Here is a 20,507-nt window from a genome sequence, read left to right on the forward strand (position 1 = left end):
CCCAAATGTGGGTGGTTGGCCTACCTGTGCCCACAAACCTCAGAGCAACGATTAAGAACACGCGTGGAAAGCCCCTGAGGAGGCTTGAACGCTCCACAGGGGAACGGGACGAAGCAAGGGCAAGACGGGCCTACCCAAGGGTCCTTCAAGAGCTGGAGGCCGAGCTGCGCCAGAAAGGCAGCCAAGCCGGCTGGCCAAGCACGATGCAAGAGGCGGTGACCAGTGCAGTCGGCAGGATCTACCAGGAGGTCTTGGCAAGCCCGCATCTTCTGCGCTCCACCACCGAAGCATCACGATCACTGGATTGCCTGGATGGCGAAGACACGCAATTCACCAAAGCAAGCACTAAGAAAGGATCAGCGGTTCTCAGGACAATCAGAAGCCATAAGCAACAAACTGAGGACAATGAGGAACTCAGCCAACTGATCGCCAGAGAACTCCTCAGACGGCAAGGGCTGTCCTTAAACGGTACAGAATTACAACTAGCCGAGAAAAGCCTAAAGAGAGGACTGAGGGAAGCAGGCAGGTTTGGCCAACAAATCAATGAGGTCGGCTACCTCGCTAAGGAAAGCGAAGCTGGAAAAGAACTCCGAGAAGCCGCGAACAAACCAAAGCCAGTGACCCTGGTGGAAGTCGCCGAACACAAGATCAAATGGAACAACTTGTCGGCGTCGGCAATCCAGTCTCACGAGTATGCCCTTAGGGCCTGGGGAAAGATCATCAAGAAAAACGGTCTTGAAGACATTAATACCCAAAACCTGAACCAATTCATTGAACATCTCGCCACAGAAGGGTGGAACGGCAGGCCGCTAGGTCCTGAAAGTGCTAACGGTATGGCAACAACCATTGTCTCACTCCTTAAACATCAATCACTACGAGATGGCCAAGAGCGGACAAAACCGATCTACCGGAAGATCAAGACAGACAAACGCACAGCCAAGCTCAAGCAACGCGATAAAGCCACGAAGAAAGAGGACGTCAAGAAAGCCCTCGACCATGCCTACCTGAACGAAAAGGATCGATACAGATGGCTATGGCTGTTGTTGATGGACAACACAACGCTTCGAGTAAGCGAATCTCTATCACTCAAGTGGGAAGACTTGGTCCAAATCGAAGGGTCCTGGTTCTTTGACCTTCAGTTTTCAAAAACTGCGGAAGGCATTCGCTACGTGCCGCTCAACGACCGCCTTGAGAAATGGCTGCTTCCCGAAAGGGGAAGGGAAGAGGAGTACGTGATCAACAATTCCTGGAACAAAACCAAAAGCCCTAAGGATGCAGCCGGGAACTGGACAAGACTGATCGAGAAGAAGCTCAAACTTGAAGGAAGGATCAACCCACATGCATTTAGGCATGGAGCTGGAGGCGACCTGGGCTATGAGCTACCCGAGGGGCTGAAGAAGAAATTGATGGGCCACGCAGGCGGCATGACTGACCACTACACACGAGAGGACCTGAAGAAGCTCAGGGCGGCCGCAAACGTCATTGGCACGGAGTGGGAGGCACCTTTCCCCAAGAAGGTCTCAACGATGACTCTGCCGGAGGTGATCAAGGAAGCTAAAGGGGTAAATCTTGACAACCAGGCAGAACCGAGTTGCCCTCTAACTGTAAGCAAAAGCTTATGACCTTCCACTCCTAACCATCAATCAGAAACCAATCAACAAACAAATTTATGCCAAGACCACCAAAACTAAACCCACAGCAAGCCAGACTGCTCATTGAATTCTACCTAGAATCAGGAAGCATAAGCGAAACAGCAAAAAGATTTGGCGTCAGCAGAAGCACTGCAACGCGGATAATCAGGATGAATGGAGAATCGACAGTCCCTGAACACAACGTCAACCGCAAGCTTAAAAATCCAAAACCTGTAAAGGAATATGGCTATAACAAGGAGAAGAAGCGGTGGAATGTGTACACCACTCGGAGCAAGAAGAAAAATACTAAACTCAACGAGAATGAGTTCAATGACCTCAAGAATCAGGCAGAGGAAGCCCTGGCCACAGCAGAGGAACTGGAAGCAGACCGCAGGAAACTGCGCGTTAAGCACCAGGAGGTGCTCAGGGCCTTTAGTCATGCTCCAAGCATCCAGAAGTGGCTTCGCGGCAGGAATCGCTTCACTCAACCCATGGGGCCCCGTAGAGGTTCCTATGCTGTCTTCTCATTACAAGATGCCCAGAAAGCCCTAGATCAACTTGTTGGTGCCGTCAGGAGAGGCTGGTGGAAAGGCCCTTCTGTTGATCATATCTTTAAGTTCCAAAAAGTACAGGAAAAGAAGGCTGAAGATTTTCCAAACTCAAACATTTACATACCAAAGTTCCCTCCAAACACTGTGTTCGAGGAAAATGACAGCTACATCAAAGGTCTACCTCCGACAAAGAAAGACCGAGAGGCTGCTGCACAGTGGGGGAAGATCAGGCCCGACTTCATTGCCAGCCAAGCGCACAAAGAGGCCATAAGCATGTTCAAGCTGATGGCAGCGGAAGTCGAAGCACAAGCGACAGATGAGGCCGACACAGAGCACATGACACCCATCCAGCGGCTAGCGAAGAGGCTAGCGTTTTGAACACCCCCTTATTGCCGCAAAACGCTTGCGCCACAATCGATCTAAACAGCGGCGAACAGAGTCCCCCTGCATGATAGTGATAACTACCAAATCGTAGTGACGGCTTGGAGAACACGTTGTTCAGCCGATACCAGGAACAGCTAGTGAGCAAGACCAGCAATGAAGGCGCTTCTTGCGGGAAAGTCAAATGGTACCGAGAGAGAAAGCCCTAAGGAAAGACACAAAAGGGAAGACAAACTCAACTATCGATTTCCCAGTAATTACAAAGCGAGCGAAGCGAGCATCCCACTGGAAGGAAGAAGAAAAACAAGAAAGAAGAAAAAGACAAATTATATTATTCTTAATTGAAACTATGGTTAGCGAAAGCCGAAGGCTTGAGCGGTAACATAATTGATGATGAAATCATTGTTTATGTTGACCATGACAGTGATTAACGGTAACAAGAAAAGATGGAAGATTTTCAAACCTTATTAATGATGGACAAAGAGGAATTATCAATAGTGTCATGAGATGCTTCAACGATGCTTACGACCATGATGACATGGGCTTACCCTTTTAAATGAGTAAACGGGGTGGGTGGGCAATGTCCTGCCTGCCCTTACAAATTATCAGACCGTAAGGTTTCCAGGAATAGGTATGGAGGTGTGGAAATCCCTTGCTATGCCGAGCATTCATACCGTGTACTCACCTGTCGGAATGGAAAATGTCCTGACCGATTAATGCCTTAAGAACAAACATCCAGACCCTTATTTGACTCAAGACCAATTGCTAGGAAGTCGAGCTGCCAAAGCTCCTGAATTAGCGATACGCCGAACTCCTCCATCTCAGTTTGGCTAAGGGCAGGAAGCGCGCCACTGTGGGATGCCTCATACACGATTTCTTGAATCGTGCGGTGGCCATCTATTTGCTTTACAAGCGATAAGCGAATGGGATCAAGATTTATACTCCAATTGCTTCGAGTAAGCTGATTGGATTCTAGATTGCAGCGATACCGGAACGACGGAACATACTTAATCGCATCTGGCGAGTCGAAGTCAATTTTATAACTTTTCCTTGCTCGGTCAGCTCGGCAAGCAGTAAAATAGTGGCAGCCATTGTGGACATTAATTCGTTCCATTATGGACCACTTCTGCTGTTCTGGCATACCTGCTAATGCCGAATGAAAGGCGCTTGAGGCGGTGGTTGGCAAGTGATAAGGTGCTTTCAAGAAGAAGTCTTGAACTACAAGCCCAGCAGAGTTGACCAATTCAAAGCAGTCGTTAATGCTATAGCTTCGGTCGCGCTGGTGCAAAAAAGTATCTACCAAGCCAGTGTCGAACTTCAAGTCCTCAGCAATTAAGAAATACGGCCAAATCGGATGATCTTGACCGAGCCCCGCTAGCACTTCTTTAACCATTAAAATAGAATCTTCATTTTGCCCAAGTCCAAGTTCACGGAAAACTCCTTGAAGCATCTCAACCCCAATTCGTCCATACTTGGCGTACAGCATCAAGGCGATCACCCCTTCCTTTCGAAGGCATTCTGCCAAGGCCTTCATTCCTTGTTTAGGTTCTAACAAGTGGTGAAGTACGCCAGTTGATATGATTAAATCAAATTCTAGATTCAAGCTTTTTGCCTGTTCGATCGGGAGTAGATGCAATTCCAAATTATTTATGTCGTAACGTTCCTTGAGAAGTTGTTGATGATCTAGAGAATTTTGGCTTACATCAATCGCCACAACCCGTGCATCTGGATTGGTATAGGCAATGACGGCTGCCTGATTGCTGCCGCACCCCGCAACCAAGATATCAATGCCTTTCCAGTAGGTGCGATCAGGCCAAAATAAACGGTGACTATGGATAGGGTCGAACCACTCCCAATGACCGCTCAGCCAGGCTGGGAGATCAAGAATGGGCTCAGGATAAATCCACTGTTCATATTGATTGGAGACAACATCACTTGATGGACTGATCTTCATATCAGTTGAAAAGAGATGGAGGCTCTTGGGTAGTCAATGCAGATGCCATCGGAGTGATTGACAAGATGCAGCTTGTTCAATTCCCTGAATTCAACAATTTCATGCTCAACACCCAAGCCCACCACACCCACCATTTCCACCCGTCCCACCAGCACCACCATTCCCACCATTTCCACCAGTCCCAAAAACCCCACCAGCACCACCATTCCCACCAGCACCAGCAACACCAACCCCACCACCACCACTTCCACCATTTCCACCAGTCCCACCAGCAACCCCAGCACTGCCACCATTTCCACCAGTCCCACCAGCAACCCCAACACTGCCACCATTTCCACCATTCCCTCCACGACCCGAAGCGTAGGACGGTCTTACGAACCTTGTCACCGCGTCGCCCCTGACACCACCACTAAGTAGAAATTCTTTAATGGCAGTAACCTCTTTTTCACTAATCACCTTCGATGTGTCTGATGCAAATGCCAGACCACGCATCATCAACAATTCAGCGAGAGTGGCATCGTGAACTCGCACGTCACGATTGCCAGGAGTTGCCGTTAGCGCTTGTATAACTGGCATGCCCTGCGCATACTTCTTGCTCGGCGAACGATATCCATTGCCACCAAATCGGTATTTGACATTGCCAGATACGCGTGTTTCGTACGCCTGGTCATAGGACAAGCTTACGCCCAATGTCAGACCATCAACGAGATCGTAGTCAATACGTCCAAGGAAACCAGAGCCATTAGCCTCACCCAGGTCCCCATTTTGATAGTAGTAACCGACTGAGGCTCTTAAATCTGGTGTCACGCTGTAGCCAGCATTGAATCCATAGGTATTAAGCGCTCCTGCTAGATAGTAATCGTTTAAAACGTATACGGTCCCATCGCTGACAGATCCACTACCAAAAGGGACTAACGCATATGCATTGAGATTCAATTTGTTGGAACTCGCTTCCAGGTTTACGGCTGCTTGTTGAAAGAACACCGTGTTGTTGAAAGTGAGATTGGCTCCTGTATCGGCAGGTCCTGTAGCCATTGGACGGCTGTCATAGCCCGCATTGATGCCATACATCCAAGAACGGTTGCCATTGAGCCAGCGGTAGCCCAGGCGGGTTGAGGTGGAGAAGGTGGTGCCAGCAACGGTGGTTCTGACGATGCTGGAGTAGTTGCCGTAGTCATTGAAGTTGGCATTGACCAGCACGTCCACGTAGGAGACGCTGTTCTTGCTGACCTTTAGGGGGATGAAGGCACCAAGCCCTGCTTCGTTCGGTGTGCCAGCTCCTTGGAGTGCTCCTTGGAAGCCGTAGTTGAACTTGACGGCTTCCTTGAGGTTGATGACCATCACGCCCAGGTCTTTGGCGGTGGCAGGGGCTTGAGCAACCTTGGTGTCCTCTGCTCTTGCCGCCCCAAAGGGTATGGATGCCAGTGCCAGTGCTGCGGTTGACGTGAGGGAGAGCCTTAGGCGGGTTGATGACAGCAAGTAAATTCCACCTAAGTTCGTTGCCGCAATTTGGCACAAACTTGCTGCGGTGTCTGGCTTAAGTGGTCAGTGCTGTGGTTGCCAGCAGGATTAGTGCCCCACCTGCAAGCCACCAGCCAAGCCACGTCAGAAGCACTGTTGCGATTGATCTTGACCCTTGAGGAACCAGAGGTCGAGCCTGTCCTGATCACCAAGATCAAGAAAGAGAAGAAATCCTCAGACGAGGAGGAGATTCCTGATCGTGGTCCGAGCTTCCCCTTGAGGGCCGTTGTTTTGACCTCTGCTGTCTGGCTGACTGCTCTTTTTGTTCTTGGGGTATCTCTCACAAGCCAATTACAAAGGCAGGACCAACGGCTTCAACAGCTCATTGAGCGAATCGAATTGAAGTAAAAGACTACCCAGCAATCAACTAAGAATGAACCTAGTCCCGCAATCTAACCACGATAAAAAGATAGCGGACGAGCGGCTGATGCTTCAAAAGAAGTTTGGTAACCATCCAAAGAGGATTGAACTCTTCCCAGAAGGGAACGTATCAGCCCAAGGAGGCGGGAACTGGATTCCTCAAATTGAGAATGGGCAAGAATGGGATGCTCGAATGGGGAAGTGGGTTTAGAGACTCTCAAATCTGATATAGACTATGTCAACATATGTTCTCGCCATGCGTCATCTTCCAATAGCCATAGCCGTTCTACTGGCGGTTCCCGTGATGGCTCAGGTTGATCCAAAGATTCACAGGCTGTGTAGCGAGGCGAAAGACTATGCCGGTTGTGTCAGAGCAATGACTGGGGATGCCTCTCCACCAATTACAACTAGGGTTATAACGTCACAGGGGGCTGATATCGCAGAGGGAAATCAATGTCCTGCTGGATCCGCATATGTTGGCGGAGGCAACTGTCAGCAAGTAACCTGTCAATACAATCCGAGCCTTGGCTTCGTTGCGCTCGGGCATGACTCCATTCTTGCTGGGAAGCCAGGCTGGAAATGCAAATGGTCCTTTTGGGAAGGCGCTGGCGTTCTCCGCTTAACCGGTGGAACATTTAGGGCTTCCAACAATCCCAAGTGCCCATCTGGAGAGCCCCCCGTTGGATACAACAGTACCTGTCAGATTGGAATGGAAGGCAAAGAATCTATTACGGAAAGTACGCTCAGTAATACGCCCAAACGTCCGGGTGAATATTGAGCAATCAGATTACCCAAACTCCTGTTCAATAATCATTCTGCTGCTTGCATAAGGCCTTGGCGGATTGTCGCCACTCATTTCTCGCTCGTGGGTGATCAAGGAGAACATAACCAGCAATGGCGTTACCAGCCGATGGGACCTATCTTTTACACTGTCTGAACCGGACTCCTCAGCTATGACGACAACCCGGCAGTTTAGGCGTGTTGGACTTCTTTCAGCCCTGCTCTTGCTGGCGGCTAGCTGTCAAAGCCCACCAGCAGCTCAGAAACCAATCCAGGTTCCATCGGCGGCTGCTTGCACCAATCAGAACCTCAGCTCGGAGGCCCTTTTCACTGAGACCAAGCCCGGAGTGGTTGTGGTAATGAGGGACGGCGGGACCGGTAGCGGCTTTGTACTACGACATCAGAACGGCAAGACCCTTCTGGTTACTAATGCCCACGTCGTCGAAGGATTCAACGAGGTCACGGTGAAATGGGCTGATGGGAGTCAAGATAGCGCTGCCGTAGTGAGCAACGCCGGAGGCGAGTCTCCGCTGACCGACCTGGCTTTATTGGAGGTAAACGCAGTAAGGGGTAAACCGCTCAGGCTTAAACCCACCAAGCCCAACGTAGGAGCAGAAGTCGTAGCCATCGGTGCGCCGGAAGGTCTTGAGTTCAGCCTTACTCGTGGTGTGGTGAGCAGCCTGCGCGAGGACGCCCAGATCCTACAAATTGATGCTCCGATCAACCCAGGTAACTCTGGAGGTCCCTTAATTGATCGCACCGGCTGCGTGGTCGGAGTGGTGACCTTCAAGCTAGAGGGCAGCGAGGGACTGAACTTTGCTATTTCCACCTCTACGGTCGATAGCTTCCTTGCCAATCCGGTGCCACCAGCGCAGCCTGAGCCCCGATTCAACCCAGGACAGCCCCAAAGCAGTAGCCCCACCTGCTGGTTTCAGCTGACAGCCGGCTCCGACAGCCTCGATGGCTTCCGCTGTCAGGTGCGTTCCAGGGTTAATAGCAATGGGGACACCGTCTATGACGTAGTTGAGCCCAACGGGCTAACGCGGACCGTGGTGCTTTGGGAGGGCACTAAGGCCGAAGTGATTGTCAAAGGGCAGGTCTATGAGGGCGACTGGGTGAAAGATGGAGACGGTGATATTCGCGTCGATGTCAATGGCGGGGTATTTGCTTTTTCTCCGCCGAACTGAACTCAATCTTGGTTTGCTATCTAATACATATTATCGACATCTCCTGATTACTTCTCCCTGCGTCATCGGTCTCCGCTGCAGACAAGCACGAAGTCCTCAAGGCTGCCAAAGAACTGTTCCCAGGCCATCGGGTAACGGTCGTGCTTAAGGAAGGCGAGCCTGGTACCTAGTGCCCCTATGGGTCGATCTCGGCGCGCCACTACGGATCAACCTGCTTCCATCCCTAGTCCCGGAGCTTTCGCCAGAGCTTCCTGGCGTCATCGCGGCGCTGATATTCATTAGGGGTCACAGGCCATTAATAACTATTCCAGCCGCAGGAGAGTCGTGCACCCGCACATCCCTATTGGCTGGCGTTGTTGATAGCGCTTGAACAACAGGCAACACAACTGGCTGCTTGCTTCTAATGCTTGGCGCTCCATAACCATTGGTACCAAAGCGATATTTGATGTCACCAGATACCCTTGTATCAAAAGACGGGTCGTAGGAGAGGTTGGCGCCAATGGAGACCCCATTTGTGAGTGAGTAGGCGATGCGTCCTCGTACACCAAAATCGTTTACGCAGCCACAGTCGCCTAATTGGTAGTAACTTCCTATCTTGACATTGAGTTGGGGTGTAATGCTGTAGCCAGCATCAAGTCCATATGTATACAGCGAACCTCCGCCGTAGTTACTATTGAGTATTTTATCTACGTCACCAGCGGGCACCAGTGCATATGCATTGAAGTTCCAAGTGTTGGAGACCGCTTCAATGCCAGCTGCCACCTGCTGAAAGAAGACTGTTTGGGAGTTGGTGACAGGCACACCATTATCCGTAGGTCCTGTTGCCATTGGTCTGCTGTCGTAACCAGCATTGATGCCATACATCCAAGAGCGGTTTCTGTTCAGCCAGCGGTACCCAAGACGGGTTGAGGTGGAGAAGGTGGTGCCAGCAACGGTGGTTTTTACGATGCTGCTGTAGTTGCCGTAGTCATTGAAGTTGGCATTCACCAGCACATCCACAAAGGCAACGCTGTTCTTGCTGACCTTTAGGGGGATGAAGGCACCAAGCCCTGCTTCGTTCGGTGTGCCAGCACCTTGTAGTGCTCCTTGAAACCCGTAGTTGAGCTTGATGGCATCCTTGAGGTTGACGCCCATCACGCCAAGGTCTGCTGCCTCCGTGCTTTCAGCTTTTGGCTCTTGCGCTGCTGCAGGGCTGATGTCAAAAGGTAGTGATGCCAATGCCAGAGCAGCAGTGCCTGCCAGGGCGAGGCTCAGGCGGATGGGGTGCTGCAAGGCAAGTTGCTAGCTCAGGTGTCAGCAAGGTTGCCGCGGATGTGACGCTCTGGCAGGGATTACGGGTCAGTGGGGAAATTGCCTGCATCGGCACCACCGACCTAATCACGCCCCGGAGCTGCCGCCTGAGCAGGGAATGCGTCCTCCATCAGCCACCTCGCTACCGGCCATGGCCGCTGATGCCACCGGTAGGGGTGGGGGGGACTTAGACCCAAGCTGCGCTATCACCAGGGTGAACCGCTGCACTGCCCATGCCCCAGTTCGCGGTGTTCTTCTCAGATGGTGCCGGCTTCGGCATCGAGATGGCGGAGGCGATGGACGCTGCCCACGCGCAGGACATAGCCCGCGCCCGGCACCCGAAGGGAAGGCTGTCGGCAGTGCCGGCCGAGCTGCTCGATGGCCAGGACCGCCACAGGCTCCTGGCGGCGTGGCTCAGGGCTGAGCGGGGCTGGTTCACCACCGGCTACCTGCTCAAGGCCCATCCAATCCGGCTGCTGTTTTTGGTAGAAATTTCCGTGGCCAGGAACGCTTCTTGGTTCCTCCGTCCTTCCCCCATGCCGGGGCCTTGGTCTTTATTTTCTTCGGGGTGGAGGTGGGCTCAGGTGACCTCGGACCCTTTCGTATTGGTCAAACCTGTCTCCATAGGTCCCGATCAAGCTGGCTTTCACTAGCCAAAAGCCATTTTTCCCACAAATCCATTACCCCAACAGGATCTGGGGCAGAGCAGTATCAATTGATAAACGCGGTGGATAAACGCCACGCCTGAACCCAGCAGACCGGAGAACCCAGCCGCCGAAGCAAGGTGTCGTTTCAAATCATTTCGAATCTGTCCTTTTCGACCTATCCGGACGTTTGCCGTCACGTTTGTCAATTGTTGATAAACGGACTAGTAAAAGCCGTGCGATGACAAGCGTTTAGAGCCCAGGGGCACAGGTAAAGCGAAGGCCATCGGTTCAAATCCGTTAGCCGGCTTTTTGGTTCAGATGGGTTGCCGAAACTGGCAGAGGGGGTTTCGGGGTCTTGCGGTGATCAGCACCGAGGCCAGCGTTTATCAACCACGTTTATCAAAGGCTCATAAGCCAGGGCTTGACAGATGGCCAAGGGACGCTTCGCTACCGACCTACCTCAAAGCGTGCTTCTTGGGCTCCGGTTCCGCAGGGACACCCAAATGTGGGTGGTTGGCCTACCTGTGCCCACAAACCTCAGAGCAACGATTAAGAACACGCGTGGAAAGCCCCTGAGGAGGCTTGAACGCTCCACAGGGGAACGGGACGAAGCAAGGGCAAGACGCGCCTACCCAAGGGTTCTTCAAGAGCTGGAGGCCGAGCTGCGCCAAAAAGGCAGCCAAGTCGGCTGGCCAAGCACGATGCAAGAGGCGGTGACCAGTGCAGTCGGCAGGATCTACCAGGAGGTCTTGGCAAGCCCGCATCTTCTGCGCTCCACCACTGAAGCAACACGATCACTGGATAGCGAAGACGAGCAATTAGCCAGAACAAGCACTCAGCACAGATCAGCAATTCACAGGACAATCACAGGCCATAAGCAACAAACTGAGAACAATGAGATTCTCAGCCAACTGATCGCCAGAGCCAGCGCAGCAAGGCTTTGAAGCTGTTCTGAGTTCATAGGCCCCACTTTGTCCACGCAGCGCGCAGGGGCTCTACCAGCTCCTCGCGGCGTGGCTCGGGGAGGAGGTGTTGGTGGGCTTGCCTCCTTGAGGCAGCGGCCTGTTGCGCAGATTGCGCAGTGGGTTGTCCAGAGGGCGCGGAAACTTTCCTGGTCACTAGACGCAGCAGGAATAAAGAACAAGAATAAATTAAACTAATTCGCCTTTTTCATGGCCAAGGCTACTCGCGCAAGCACTCTTGCCCCACATATAAACCCTAAACAGTCAAACGCAGGCAAAACGACGCTGAAGTGGGAGTGGAGATATGAGACTCCAGAAAGCTATGCGGGACCAAAAATTAAAGCCCGAGGAAAACTCATCACGGATACTGATATAGACGGCGATGGCTTTGTCAATATCCTTGGCATAAAGGGGAAAAGAAATGGAGATAAAATCACAGGTCTCTACCCCGCTGGCACCTCTATTCCAGGAAATAGCCCATACGAAGGAGACAATTTATTAGCACGTGACAAGACCATGTCAAGCCCCCAGCTCACTGGTGACGGATTGCAATTCTCAATTGAAGGCGGAGGTTATTCCAATATCTTTTTTGCAGATTTTCTTCAACCACAGGCATACCTAGAGTTCCACTCCGTGCCGCCATACCCCTCAGGCGCAGTTGCGCCAAATAGTGAAACAAGCGTGATCTTTCATGCATCGCTTGCATCTTGATTTCCATTCTAATAAAGTTGTTACCCCGAGTATTTGATCCTTCCCTCGAAAGCAGAGTGGCGTCAACTTACACCTGCTGATGTGGATATGATCACCTGGCAGTTGATCCGCCGCCCCTTGCTTTGGCATTCACTTCAATAAGTTCCCCGACGACTGGCGACAGATAGCGGTGAAGGTCAGAGGTGGTGCCAGGTATTGCTTGGCGTTCTAGGTGCTTTGGGAGTGATTGAAGCAATAAAAAGCCCCTGCGGTGGCAGAGCAGAGGCTTGGTCGGGTTAGGGTCCCTTTCTTCTATACCTTATCTTATATCTTAAAATATCTCTTATTTGGGTCTTTTCGTATAAATTTGATTAAAAGCGACGTCGAAATCATTATCAATCAGGCCTGGAATAGCGATGGTCGCAAGAGAGTAAGCTTCGTCAGCGTAAGCTTCGTCGTGCAGCCGCACAGTTCTACTGACTGGCGTTGTTGATAGAGCCTGAATGGCAGGCATCACAACTGGCTGCTGGCTCCTAATGCTTGGTGCTCCATAGCCATTGGCTCCAAAGCGCTATTTGATGTCACCCCCCACCCTTGTCTCAAAAGACGGGTCGTAAGAGAGGTTGGCGCCAATGGAGACCCCATTTGTGAGGGAGTAGGCGATGCGTCCACGTACACCAAAATCGTTTACACAGCCACAGTCGCCTAATTGGTAGTAACTTCCTAAGGCGACATTAAGGCGTGGAGTAATGCTGTAGCCAGCATCAAGACCATATGCGTACAGCGACACTCCGCCGTAGCTACTGTTGAGTATTTTATCTACGTCACTAACGGGCACCAGTGCATAGGCATTGAAGTTCCAAGTGTTGGAGACTGCTTCCAGGCTTGCTGCAACCTGCTGGAAGAACACCGTTTGCGAGTTGGTAATAGCTACACCGTTATCCGTAGGTCCTGTTGCCATTGGACGACTGTCATAGCCCGCATTGATGCCATACATCCAGGAGCGGTTGCTGTCTAACCAGCGATGCCCCAGGCGTGTGGAGGTAGAAAAGATAGTCCCAGAAACAGTCGTATTGATGATGCTGCTGTAGCTGCCGTAGTCATTGAAGCTGGAATTGACCAGCACGTCCACGTAGGAAACTCTGTTCTTGCTGACCTTTAAGGGGATGAAGGCACCAAGACCTGCCTCGTTGGGTGTGCCCGCCCCTTGGAGTGCTCCTTGGAGTTCTCCTTGGAAGCCGTAGTTGAACTTGACGGCATCTTTGAGGTTCACCTCCATCACACCCAGATCTTGGGCGGTGCCTTGGGTAGCCTTGACGTCTTCTGCTCACCTACGGATGAACTATGGCCCTGAGTTCATTGCCCAGGCATTGCAGGAGTGGCAGACAGGCAGTGATTCTGGAACGGCGCACATACCGCCCGGATCACACTGGGAGAACCCATTTGTGGAGTCATTCAATGGGGCCATACATCAAACTGTTTGCCTCGGTCCAGGAAGCAAAGCTGTTGGCAGAGTGGCCCCTAATCGAGTACAAAGCCTACAGACCGCATTCGGCTCTCATAAGAACTGAAGCAGCGAAAGGGGTCACGCCATCCCACGCCCCGCTTAATCATTTCAAGAAAAAACTTCTTGCCCGTACTAAATTCAATCATGTCAATGCCTGACGACAATTTCAACGAGTCAATTGATAGCATTGACTTAAAAGACGCACTGGCCCTTGCGGCATACATAGAACAATTGCTCATGACTGAGCAGCAATGGATACTCAATCGCTTGTCTTGGCTTTTTACCTCTCAATCTTTTCTGATAACCGCTTTTGTTGTCCTTTTGGGCTCAGGCAATCATTCCCCCAGTGCTCATCTCTTGCGAATTGCACTGCCTCTTTTGGGCCTGTTTTGTTGTATAACCGTAGCAATAGCTATCAGGGCTGCTGAGCGAGTACGCAAGCCACTCGAAAACAGGCGCGCGTACTTGTCAATGCATATTAACAAGTTGGCTAAAAGCCCTAAGCTGGTTCCAATGCTTGGATCAAGCAAGGCCCTTCGTGATAATCCATGGACATTACATCAAGGTTCCTTACCGCACATTGTTTTGCCTTGGGCATTTGCAGTTCTATGGCTTCTGTTGTTAATGTCACTGGGACTGTGATCTAAGGCAGTCTTTCTGTCACCCTCCCTCAATCGACGCAGTGCCGCCCATGGGGCATGGGTCCCGTATTGCCGCCACTCGCTAACCGACTCTCCTGAGTGTTGGCGGCGAAGTAGTGAAGCAAATTAAGCACCAGACCACTCCAGCCCGTCTGGTGGCTGGCACCAATGCCGGCCCCATTGTCACCATGGAAGTACTCATAAAACAGCAGATGGTCCTTCCAGTGGGGGTCGTTCTGGAAGGTCTGCTGACTGCCAAAGACTGGCCTTAGACCTTCAGTATTGCGTGTGAAAATGGAAACGAGTCTGTGCGCGAGATTCTCGGCAATTTCGTAGAGATTTGCCATCTGGCCGCTGCCTGTCGGGAATTCAACCTTGAAGTCGTTGCCGTAATACGTGTAGTAGACAGTCAAGGAGCGAATGATCGCGAAGTTGACAGGCATCCAGATCGGCCCGCGCCAGTTGCTGTTACCGCCGAACAGACCAGAATCGGACTCGGCCGGCAGGTATTGGACAACGTACTCCTGTTGATTGTGGACAAAGCGATAGGGGTCACGTTCGTGCCGTTTCGAAATCGAGCGAATGCCATGGTCACTGAGAAACTCATCAGTATCGAGCATGATCTTCAGCACGCGGCGAAGATTGGTTTCATCGAGGGCTGACATCATTTGTCGGTTAGCATAGCCCTTGAGCCTGATGTCGTGAAAAGAGCTTTGTTGGTCTGGATATTTATCCCGCATGTGTTGCAAGTAATCGCCAATTTCTGGAAATTGTTCCACGACATCCTGCTCGAACACGTGTACGGCGCACAATGGAATCAGCCCGACCATCGATCTGACTTTCAGGCGAGTTGAGCTGCCGTCGCTTTTGCGGAGGACATCATAAAAGAATCCTTCCTCTTCATCCCACATGCTCTCGCTCGCATTGCGATTGACCATCGCATGGGCGATTCTTAAATAGTGCTTGATAAATTTGGCTATATATTCGCGATACGTTTCATCGCTTCGTGCCAACTCAACGGCGATATTGACCATGGTCTGGGCGTAGAAGGCCATCCACGCTGTGCCATCGGCCTGCTCGAGCCGGCCGCCCATCTCTGGCGATTCAGTGCGGTCAAAAATACCAATATTATCAAGTCCAAGGAAGCCACCTTGGAACACACTATTACCGTCGGCATCTTTTCGATTCACCCACCAGGTAAAGTTGATGAGAAGCTTGTGGAAGCTTTGTTTCAGCCACTGATGATCAGCCTGGCCATGGAGTGATGCATCGGTTAAGTAGACGAGATAGGTTGCCCAGGCATGTACGGGTGGGTTGACATCGCCGAAGTTCCACTCATAGGCTGGAATTTGCCCGTTGGGGTGCAGGTACTGGCTGCTCAACATCAAGCTGAGCTGTTGCTTGGCGAAGCTCGGATCCACGAGTGAAAACGCCATGCTGTGGAAAGCTAGATCCCAGGCCGCATACCAGGGGTATTCCCATTTGTCTGGCATGGAGATCACATCACAGTTGTTCATGTGATTCCACTGCTGATTTCTGAATCCCTGGCCGTTCACGGCACCCAGGGGATCAATGCCACGCTGCTGGAGCCAGGGAGCAATGTCGTAGTTGTAGAACTGTTTGGACCACAGCATCCCTGCCACTGCCTGCCTAAACACCAGCTTTTGCTCGGTGCTTAAACCAGGTGGCATCACCCTGGTGTAGTAGTCATCGCAGTCCTGTTTTCTGCGATCCAGGATCTGATCAAAGTCGTAATAGGCAGAGTCGTTATTTGATTCAGACGTTGACTTGGCCAATCGTAATTGGATCGTGTGCGAGGCATGAGCACCAATCGAGAGGTGATGAACTGCGGATGCTTTGGTGCCACGCTGGGATGGGTTGACAGCTGCTATTTCGCCATGAACTATGTAGCGGTTAATGCCACATTTGGTGTAGGGAGATTGATTTGGCTTGTCGTAGATGATTTCTGTGTTAGTTTCGTTATCCGTGAAGACCAGTTCATCAGCATCCTTACAGTGCAACGCAAAATCGCCAAGGCCAGGATGCGTCGCATGAATGATGGCTGCACCTGATTCACCCGGCTGCACCTTAATAAAGGGTTTGGCGTTGTCGCCCTGCTCCCAACTATTGCGAAACCAGAGGGTTGGCAGAACAGCGATACTGGCTGCTTGATCGGAGCGATTATGAACCGTGATTTGGATCAGCAGATCCTCTGGATTAGCCTTGGCATATTCGACTTCAACGTCGCAGTATTCATTCTTATCAAAGATCCCCGTGTCGATTAGTTCGTATTCCGACTCGTGTCGCGACCTTGCTTTGTTTACAGCTACAAGATCTTCGTAGGGAAAGGCATTGAGCGGATACTTGTAGAGATAACGCATGTAGGAATGCGTTGGTGTTGAATCCAGGTAGTAATAATATTCTTTGACATCTTCGCCGTGGTTCCCTTCGCTGTTGGTGAGGCCAAAGAGGCGTTCCTTAATGATCGGGTCTTTGCCATTCCAGAGTGCTAAGGCGAAGCAAAGCAGCTGGCGGTCATCGCTGATGCCTGCCAAGCCATCCTCTCCCCATTGGTAGGTGCGGGATCGTGCCTGATCGTGGCTGAAGGATTCCCAGGCATCGCCATCGGGGCTGTCGTCCTCGCGCACGGTGCCCCACTGCCTTTCGCTCAGGTAGGGACCCCACGCTCTCCACGGCCTTTGGCCCTGGTCAGCCTCCGCTAGTCGCTGCTGCTCAGGCGAGAGGGCTTCTGAAGCGTGGGCCTGGGACACCACCATGGTTAACGAAGGCTTGAAATCATTCCCCGTCACCCTAAGAGTGGGCTGTTCAGGCTGCCACTTCCAGTGGGTGGGGGTAGGGGTGACCCCATGAGCGGCTGGATAAGTGACTACTGCGCATCAGCAAGTTCATCACGGCGCACCTGGAACAACAGGCATGAAGGCCGAAAAGCTTTGCCAGCGCTAAAGGTGCGTAGTCCCATCAGGTTGTTCAGAGGCTGACAAAATGACATGAAGGCCGTTGATTGAGCATTAGGTCAACCAATCACCGGCCAGCAGTGTTCCCCTAATGCTGATCATTCTCCTTTGTCAAGCAGCCGAAGAGAGATTTCAATCATCACCCTGCGGTGTTTCAACCATCCGTTGCTGACCAGAGTTCATCATCTCTGTGTAGGAAAGAGCCCTTGGCCACTCCGGTTCATAGGGAATAGTCCTTAGGTCTTCTCTTTGAGCCCCAGGTTTCCCGGCAATGAGCTTTCTAACCGTCCAAGACACGGCCAAGAAAGCAACCAGCGCAACAAAGACTGTCATGAGCTCTCCACAAGCCTTCCCTACCAAATTATGCAGTAGAAACAGCTACCACCTGAAATACACAGAGCCAAGATCACCAGCGTCTGTGGATCGCCTGAGGTCACCAACAAAGTGGCGGTGCACTGCGACACCCTGCGGGTGAGCAACCAATCCGGCCAGGGAAACTGGAGCAACTGGCGCCTGCCGCTATCTCAACAGAAGTGGTCCGCCACCGCCAAACCGTTACTAGTCCAAACCCAGGCGCCCTAGGTGTCCTCCTGGGCTCGCCCAGCCAGAAGCCAGATACCAAGGGCCAGCAGCAACCAGGGCAAAAAGCTGAGCTGCATCAAGTCGGACAACACCTGCAGCAAGGGCTCCATAGCCCAATAAAACACCGCTACCGAGACCGCCACCACAACAATCAGAGCCCCCATGCCTACGCGCTCCTAAATGCCTGGGGGCAGTAGAGCACCGGCCCGCAATACCCGCCAGCCTCCCTCAGCGCGCCAAGCAACAACCGTGCTGGCCTGACCTGCGGCGAGGGGCCAGGGGATCGGTGCCAGAAGCGGCACCCCGAGAAATTGCTGGGCAGCCTCCTGAGCTGTGCATGCGGCCGGACAGCCTGAAATGTTGGCGCTGGTTGTAGCCAAGGGGCCACTTAGCTGCAGCAAGGCCTGGGCTTCCGCACTGGCCGGCAGCCGCAGGCCCAGGCTCGACCCACCAGGATTAAGGGCCTCTGCCACCACTCCAACGGCAGGTAGCACCAAAGTGACCGCCCCTGGCCAGGCCCAAGCAGCCATCTCCAACCACTCAGTGCGCGGCGCTACGCCAAGGCAAGCAAACAGATCTTCGGAGCTGGCCGCCATCAAAATCAAAGGCTTGTCTGCCGGGCGTTGTTTCAGGCGCCAAAGCTGGTTGGCCTGGCCAGGTGAAGCCGCCAGAGCTGGCAAGGTATCTGTGGGGAACAGGGCAGCTGAACCCTGAAGGAGCAGTGCCGCCAGATCTGACGGCTCCAAGGCTGGAGATGGAACCGGCAACAATCCAGACTTAATGGTCATGGCAATCCCTGCCCGATCCTGGCCAGCGTGCCGACGCAAAGCGCTCTACACCCTCGAGATCCCCATGGGAGCGCACCTCGGCATATCCGGCAGCACTGAGTAGGTCGATCACCGCATGGCTCTGGTCGAAGTGATGCTCCATCAGCAACAGGCCTCCTGGAGCAAGAGCCGCCGCCCCACCCGCCACTATTAGGCGCAAGGCATCAAGTCCATCGACTCCACCATGGAGGGCTATTACGGGCTCATGCTCCCTCACCCCAGGCTCCAAACCAGCCCATACCGCTGTCGGTATGTAGGGGGGATTGCTCACCACCAGATCAAACTGTCCCCACCAGGGGCTCAACGGCTGCCACCAACTGCCCTCCAGCAATTGGACCCGATCGGCAACGCCTCCTGCCGCCAGATTGAGGGCCGCCTGACTAAGCGCCCCTGGACTGCAGTCGACGGCCCAGCCGCGACTGGAGGGCCAGGCGAGGGCCAATGCCAGGGCCATACAGCCAGAGCCGGTGCCGAGATCGGCCCAACAGCCCGGGCCGGAAGGGGCCAGCTCCAGTGCCAGCTCCACCAGTAATTCCGTTTCCTGTCTAGGGATCAGCACTCCTGGAGCGACGCTGATCTCCAGGTCACGCCAGGGGCAGCACCCCACAAGGTATTGGAGCGGCTCGGCCGTATCGAGATGGCAGCGCCACATCGCCTCCAATTGGTTGAGATCGCAGGCCAATTGAACCGGCAGCTGAGCATGAAGCCGCAGCTGCTGTTGAGCACGCCAGGGCAGGCCTCCCGCCAGATCCAGCAGCCAGTCAAAGTCTCCAGGGCTCCCGCCCAGGGCTAGTTGCTGTCGCCGCCAGGCCAACAATTGAGCCCCATCGAGCTGCCCATTCACCATGGATCAAGGCTAGGCCGGACGCCAGCAAAGCCCAGGCTCAGCCCGCACCAGCCCCTGAAGCTCTAGGGCCAACAGACGGGAGGCAAGGGAGGCCGCAGGCTCCTCCAGCATCAGGCAGAGCTGCTCAAGCGAAGCTCCGTGCCCCAAGGCTGCTAGCAGCGCTGGATCGGCTGATCGCAGCAGCCCATGGGAGGCCGAAGGAGCAGCGGGATCTGGCGAGGCCAGGGGGCCAGGCCCTAGCTGGCGAATTAAATCTGCGGGCTCAAGCAGCACCGTGGCGTCTTGGGCGAGCAGACGATTGCTACCGGCAGCAGATGCCTTGCCCGCATCAGCCGGCACGGCCCAGACCGGCAACTCCTGCTGCATGGCGAGGGTGGCCGACTGGAGAGCCCCACTGCGCATAGGGCACTCGACCACCACCACCGCCCGAGCCAGGCCGACCTGCAGCCGGTTGCGAGCCGCAAAATGGCCTGCCTGCACCGCAGTGCCTGCCGGCAACTCGCTTACCAGCAGCCCCCCGGCACCCACCTCAGCCTGCAGCTGCTGATGGTGCCTGGGATAAACCCGCTCAAGGGGAGTGCCCAACACCCCCACAGGCCGGCCACCCTTGGACAAGCAGCCCCGGTGGGCGGCTCCGTCGATCCCTTCAGCCAGGCCACTCACCACCGGCCAACCCGCCTGGGCAAGGGCCGCACCGATCGCCTCAGCCATGGCCACCCCATGCAGGGAGGGCCGGCGCGTGCCCACGACCGCAATGGCCTGGCGGCGACGAAGCAGGGGCCACAACCAGCCCTTACCCCGCCAATACAGGCGCAGAGGCGGCCGCTCCAAGGCGAGCAACTCGGGCGGAAAGGCCGGATCAGCCGGCACCAACACCCCCCTGCCGCCACGCAGCTCTTGGCAGAGCCGGGGCAAGGGATCGGGACCCCAGCGGTCGCGATATCGCTGCAGCTGGCGGCAACCCACCGCACCAAAACCGGCAAGGGCAGCAAAGGCCTCGAGCGGAGCGCCCCAGGCTGCCGCCCAGCCACAAAAGTTGTCCCGAATGGCAACCAGCCGCTGGGCGCCAATTCCTGGACAACCCGACCACAGCAGCCACCAAAGCCGCTGCTCCTGATTCCAACCGGCGCCATCGGCGCTCCGCAGCAACCCCTGAATCGCCATACCGCTTTCA

At 53.6% G+C, this 20,507-nt stretch carries 17 protein-coding genes; 6 read left to right on the plus strand and 11 right to left on the minus strand.

Annotation, left to right across the window (positions count from 1 at the left end):
* Window positions 1-1,622 (plus strand): tyrosine-type recombinase/integrase (locus tag KBY99_RS13745; protein WP_254999623.1); only part of this gene is annotated, 1,622 nt, incomplete at its 5' end.
* Between the two features lie 47 nt (window positions 1,623-1,669).
* A complete protein-coding gene (locus KBY99_RS13750; protein WP_254999625.1) occupies window positions 1,670-2,560 on the plus strand; it encodes a helix-turn-helix domain-containing protein in 891 nt (296 codons plus the stop codon).
* A gap of 724 nt (window positions 2,561-3,284) precedes the next feature.
* Here the strand turns inward: KBY99_RS13750 and KBY99_RS13755 are convergent.
* Window positions 3,285-4,517, minus strand: a complete 1,233-nt coding sequence (locus KBY99_RS13755; protein WP_254999626.1) for a class I SAM-dependent methyltransferase — start codon at window positions 4,515-4,517, stop codon at window positions 3,285-3,287.
* A gap of 105 nt (window positions 4,518-4,622) precedes the next feature.
* The gene (locus tag KBY99_RS13760; RefSeq protein ID WP_315857999.1) at window positions 4,623-5,996 is read right to left on the minus strand and encodes a carbamoyl-phosphate synthase; all 1,374 of its coding nucleotides are present in this window, start codon (window positions 5,994-5,996) and stop codon (window positions 4,623-4,625) included.
* A gap of 69 nt (window positions 5,997-6,065) precedes the next feature.
* Between KBY99_RS13760 and KBY99_RS13765 the strand changes: the two genes are divergently transcribed.
* Window positions 6,066-6,386 carry a hypothetical protein gene (locus KBY99_RS13765; protein WP_254999628.1) on the plus strand — a complete coding sequence of 107 codons (321 nt, stop codon included), beginning with the start codon at window positions 6,066-6,068 and terminating at the stop codon, window positions 6,384-6,386.
* Between the two features lie 1,151 nt (window positions 6,387-7,537).
* On the plus strand, window positions 7,538-8,365 hold the full coding sequence (locus tag KBY99_RS13770; protein ID WP_254999629.1) for a S1C family serine protease: 828 nt from the start codon (window positions 7,538-7,540) through the stop codon (window positions 8,363-8,365).
* A gap of 285 nt (window positions 8,366-8,650) precedes the next feature.
* On the opposite strand, the gene KBY99_RS13775 is transcribed toward KBY99_RS13770, so the two are convergent.
* On the minus strand, window positions 8,651-9,637 hold the full coding sequence (locus tag KBY99_RS13775; RefSeq protein ID WP_254999631.1) for a carbamoyl-phosphate synthase: 987 nt from the start codon (window positions 9,635-9,637) through the stop codon (window positions 8,651-8,653).
* 275 nt (window positions 9,638-9,912) lie between these two features.
* Window positions 9,913-10,119 (minus strand): hypothetical protein, encoded by a 207-nt coding sequence (locus tag KBY99_RS13780; RefSeq protein ID WP_254999633.1) that lies wholly within the window; start codon window positions 10,117-10,119, stop codon window positions 9,913-9,915.
* Between the two features lie 1,355 nt (window positions 10,120-11,474).
* Between KBY99_RS13780 and KBY99_RS13785 the strand changes: the two genes are divergently transcribed.
* Window positions 11,475-11,975 carry a hypothetical protein gene (locus KBY99_RS13785; protein ID WP_254999634.1) on the plus strand — a complete coding sequence of 167 codons (501 nt, stop codon included), beginning with the start codon at window positions 11,475-11,477 and terminating at the stop codon, window positions 11,973-11,975.
* Window positions 11,976-12,297: 322 nt separating this feature from the next.
* On the opposite strand, the gene KBY99_RS13790 is transcribed toward KBY99_RS13785, so the two are convergent.
* A complete protein-coding gene (locus KBY99_RS13790; RefSeq protein WP_254999635.1) occupies window positions 12,298-12,468 on the minus strand; it encodes a hypothetical protein in 171 nt (56 codons plus the stop codon).
* 57 nt (window positions 12,469-12,525) lie between these two features.
* A complete protein-coding gene (locus KBY99_RS13795; RefSeq protein ID WP_254999636.1) occupies window positions 12,526-13,233 on the minus strand; it encodes a carbamoyl-phosphate synthase in 708 nt (235 codons plus the stop codon).
* Between the two features lie 378 nt (window positions 13,234-13,611).
* Here KBY99_RS13795 and KBY99_RS13800 point away from each other — a divergent pair, with 378 nt between their 5' ends.
* On the plus strand, window positions 13,612-14,103 hold the full coding sequence (locus KBY99_RS13800) for a hypothetical protein (RefSeq protein WP_254999637.1): 492 nt from the start codon (window positions 13,612-13,614) through the stop codon (window positions 14,101-14,103).
* A gap of 28 nt (window positions 14,104-14,131) precedes the next feature.
* Here KBY99_RS13800 and KBY99_RS13805 read toward each other — a convergent pair whose 3' ends face one another.
* The 5 genes from KBY99_RS13805 to KBY99_RS13825 all read right to left on the minus strand — a co-directional run bounded on the left by KBY99_RS13805 (window position 14,132) and on the right by KBY99_RS13825 (window position 20,497).
* The gene (locus tag KBY99_RS13805; protein ID WP_254999638.1) at window positions 14,132-16,879 is read right to left on the minus strand and encodes an MGH1-like glycoside hydrolase domain-containing protein; all 2,748 of its coding nucleotides are present in this window, start codon (window positions 16,877-16,879) and stop codon (window positions 14,132-14,134) included.
* A 776-nt stretch (window positions 16,880-17,655) separates the two neighbouring features.
* Window positions 17,656-17,823, minus strand: a complete 168-nt coding sequence (locus KBY99_RS13810) for a hypothetical protein (RefSeq protein ID WP_254941585.1) — start codon at window positions 17,821-17,823, stop codon at window positions 17,656-17,658.
* Window positions 17,824-17,835: 12 nt separating this feature from the next.
* The gene (locus KBY99_RS13815) at window positions 17,836-18,447 is read right to left on the minus strand and encodes an L-threonylcarbamoyladenylate synthase (protein WP_254999639.1); all 612 of its coding nucleotides are present in this window, start codon (window positions 18,445-18,447) and stop codon (window positions 17,836-17,838) included.
* Window positions 18,437-19,333, minus strand: a complete 897-nt coding sequence (prmC, locus tag KBY99_RS13820) for a peptide chain release factor N(5)-glutamine methyltransferase (RefSeq protein WP_254999640.1) — start codon at window positions 19,331-19,333, stop codon at window positions 18,437-18,439. The genes KBY99_RS13815 and prmC overlap by 11 nt, the downstream gene beginning before the upstream one ends.
* 9 nt (window positions 19,334-19,342) lie before the next feature.
* Window positions 19,343-20,497 (minus strand): DNA-processing protein DprA, encoded by a 1,155-nt coding sequence (locus KBY99_RS13825; protein WP_254999641.1) that lies wholly within the window; start codon window positions 20,495-20,497, stop codon window positions 19,343-19,345.
* Between the last annotated feature and the right edge of the window lie 10 nt (window positions 20,498-20,507).

This window comes from Cyanobium sp. Maggiore-St4-Cus, from assembly GCF_024345615.1.
Classification (GTDB): Bacteria; Cyanobacteriota; Cyanobacteriia; order PCC-6307; family Cyanobiaceae; genus Cyanobium_A; species Cyanobium_A usitatum.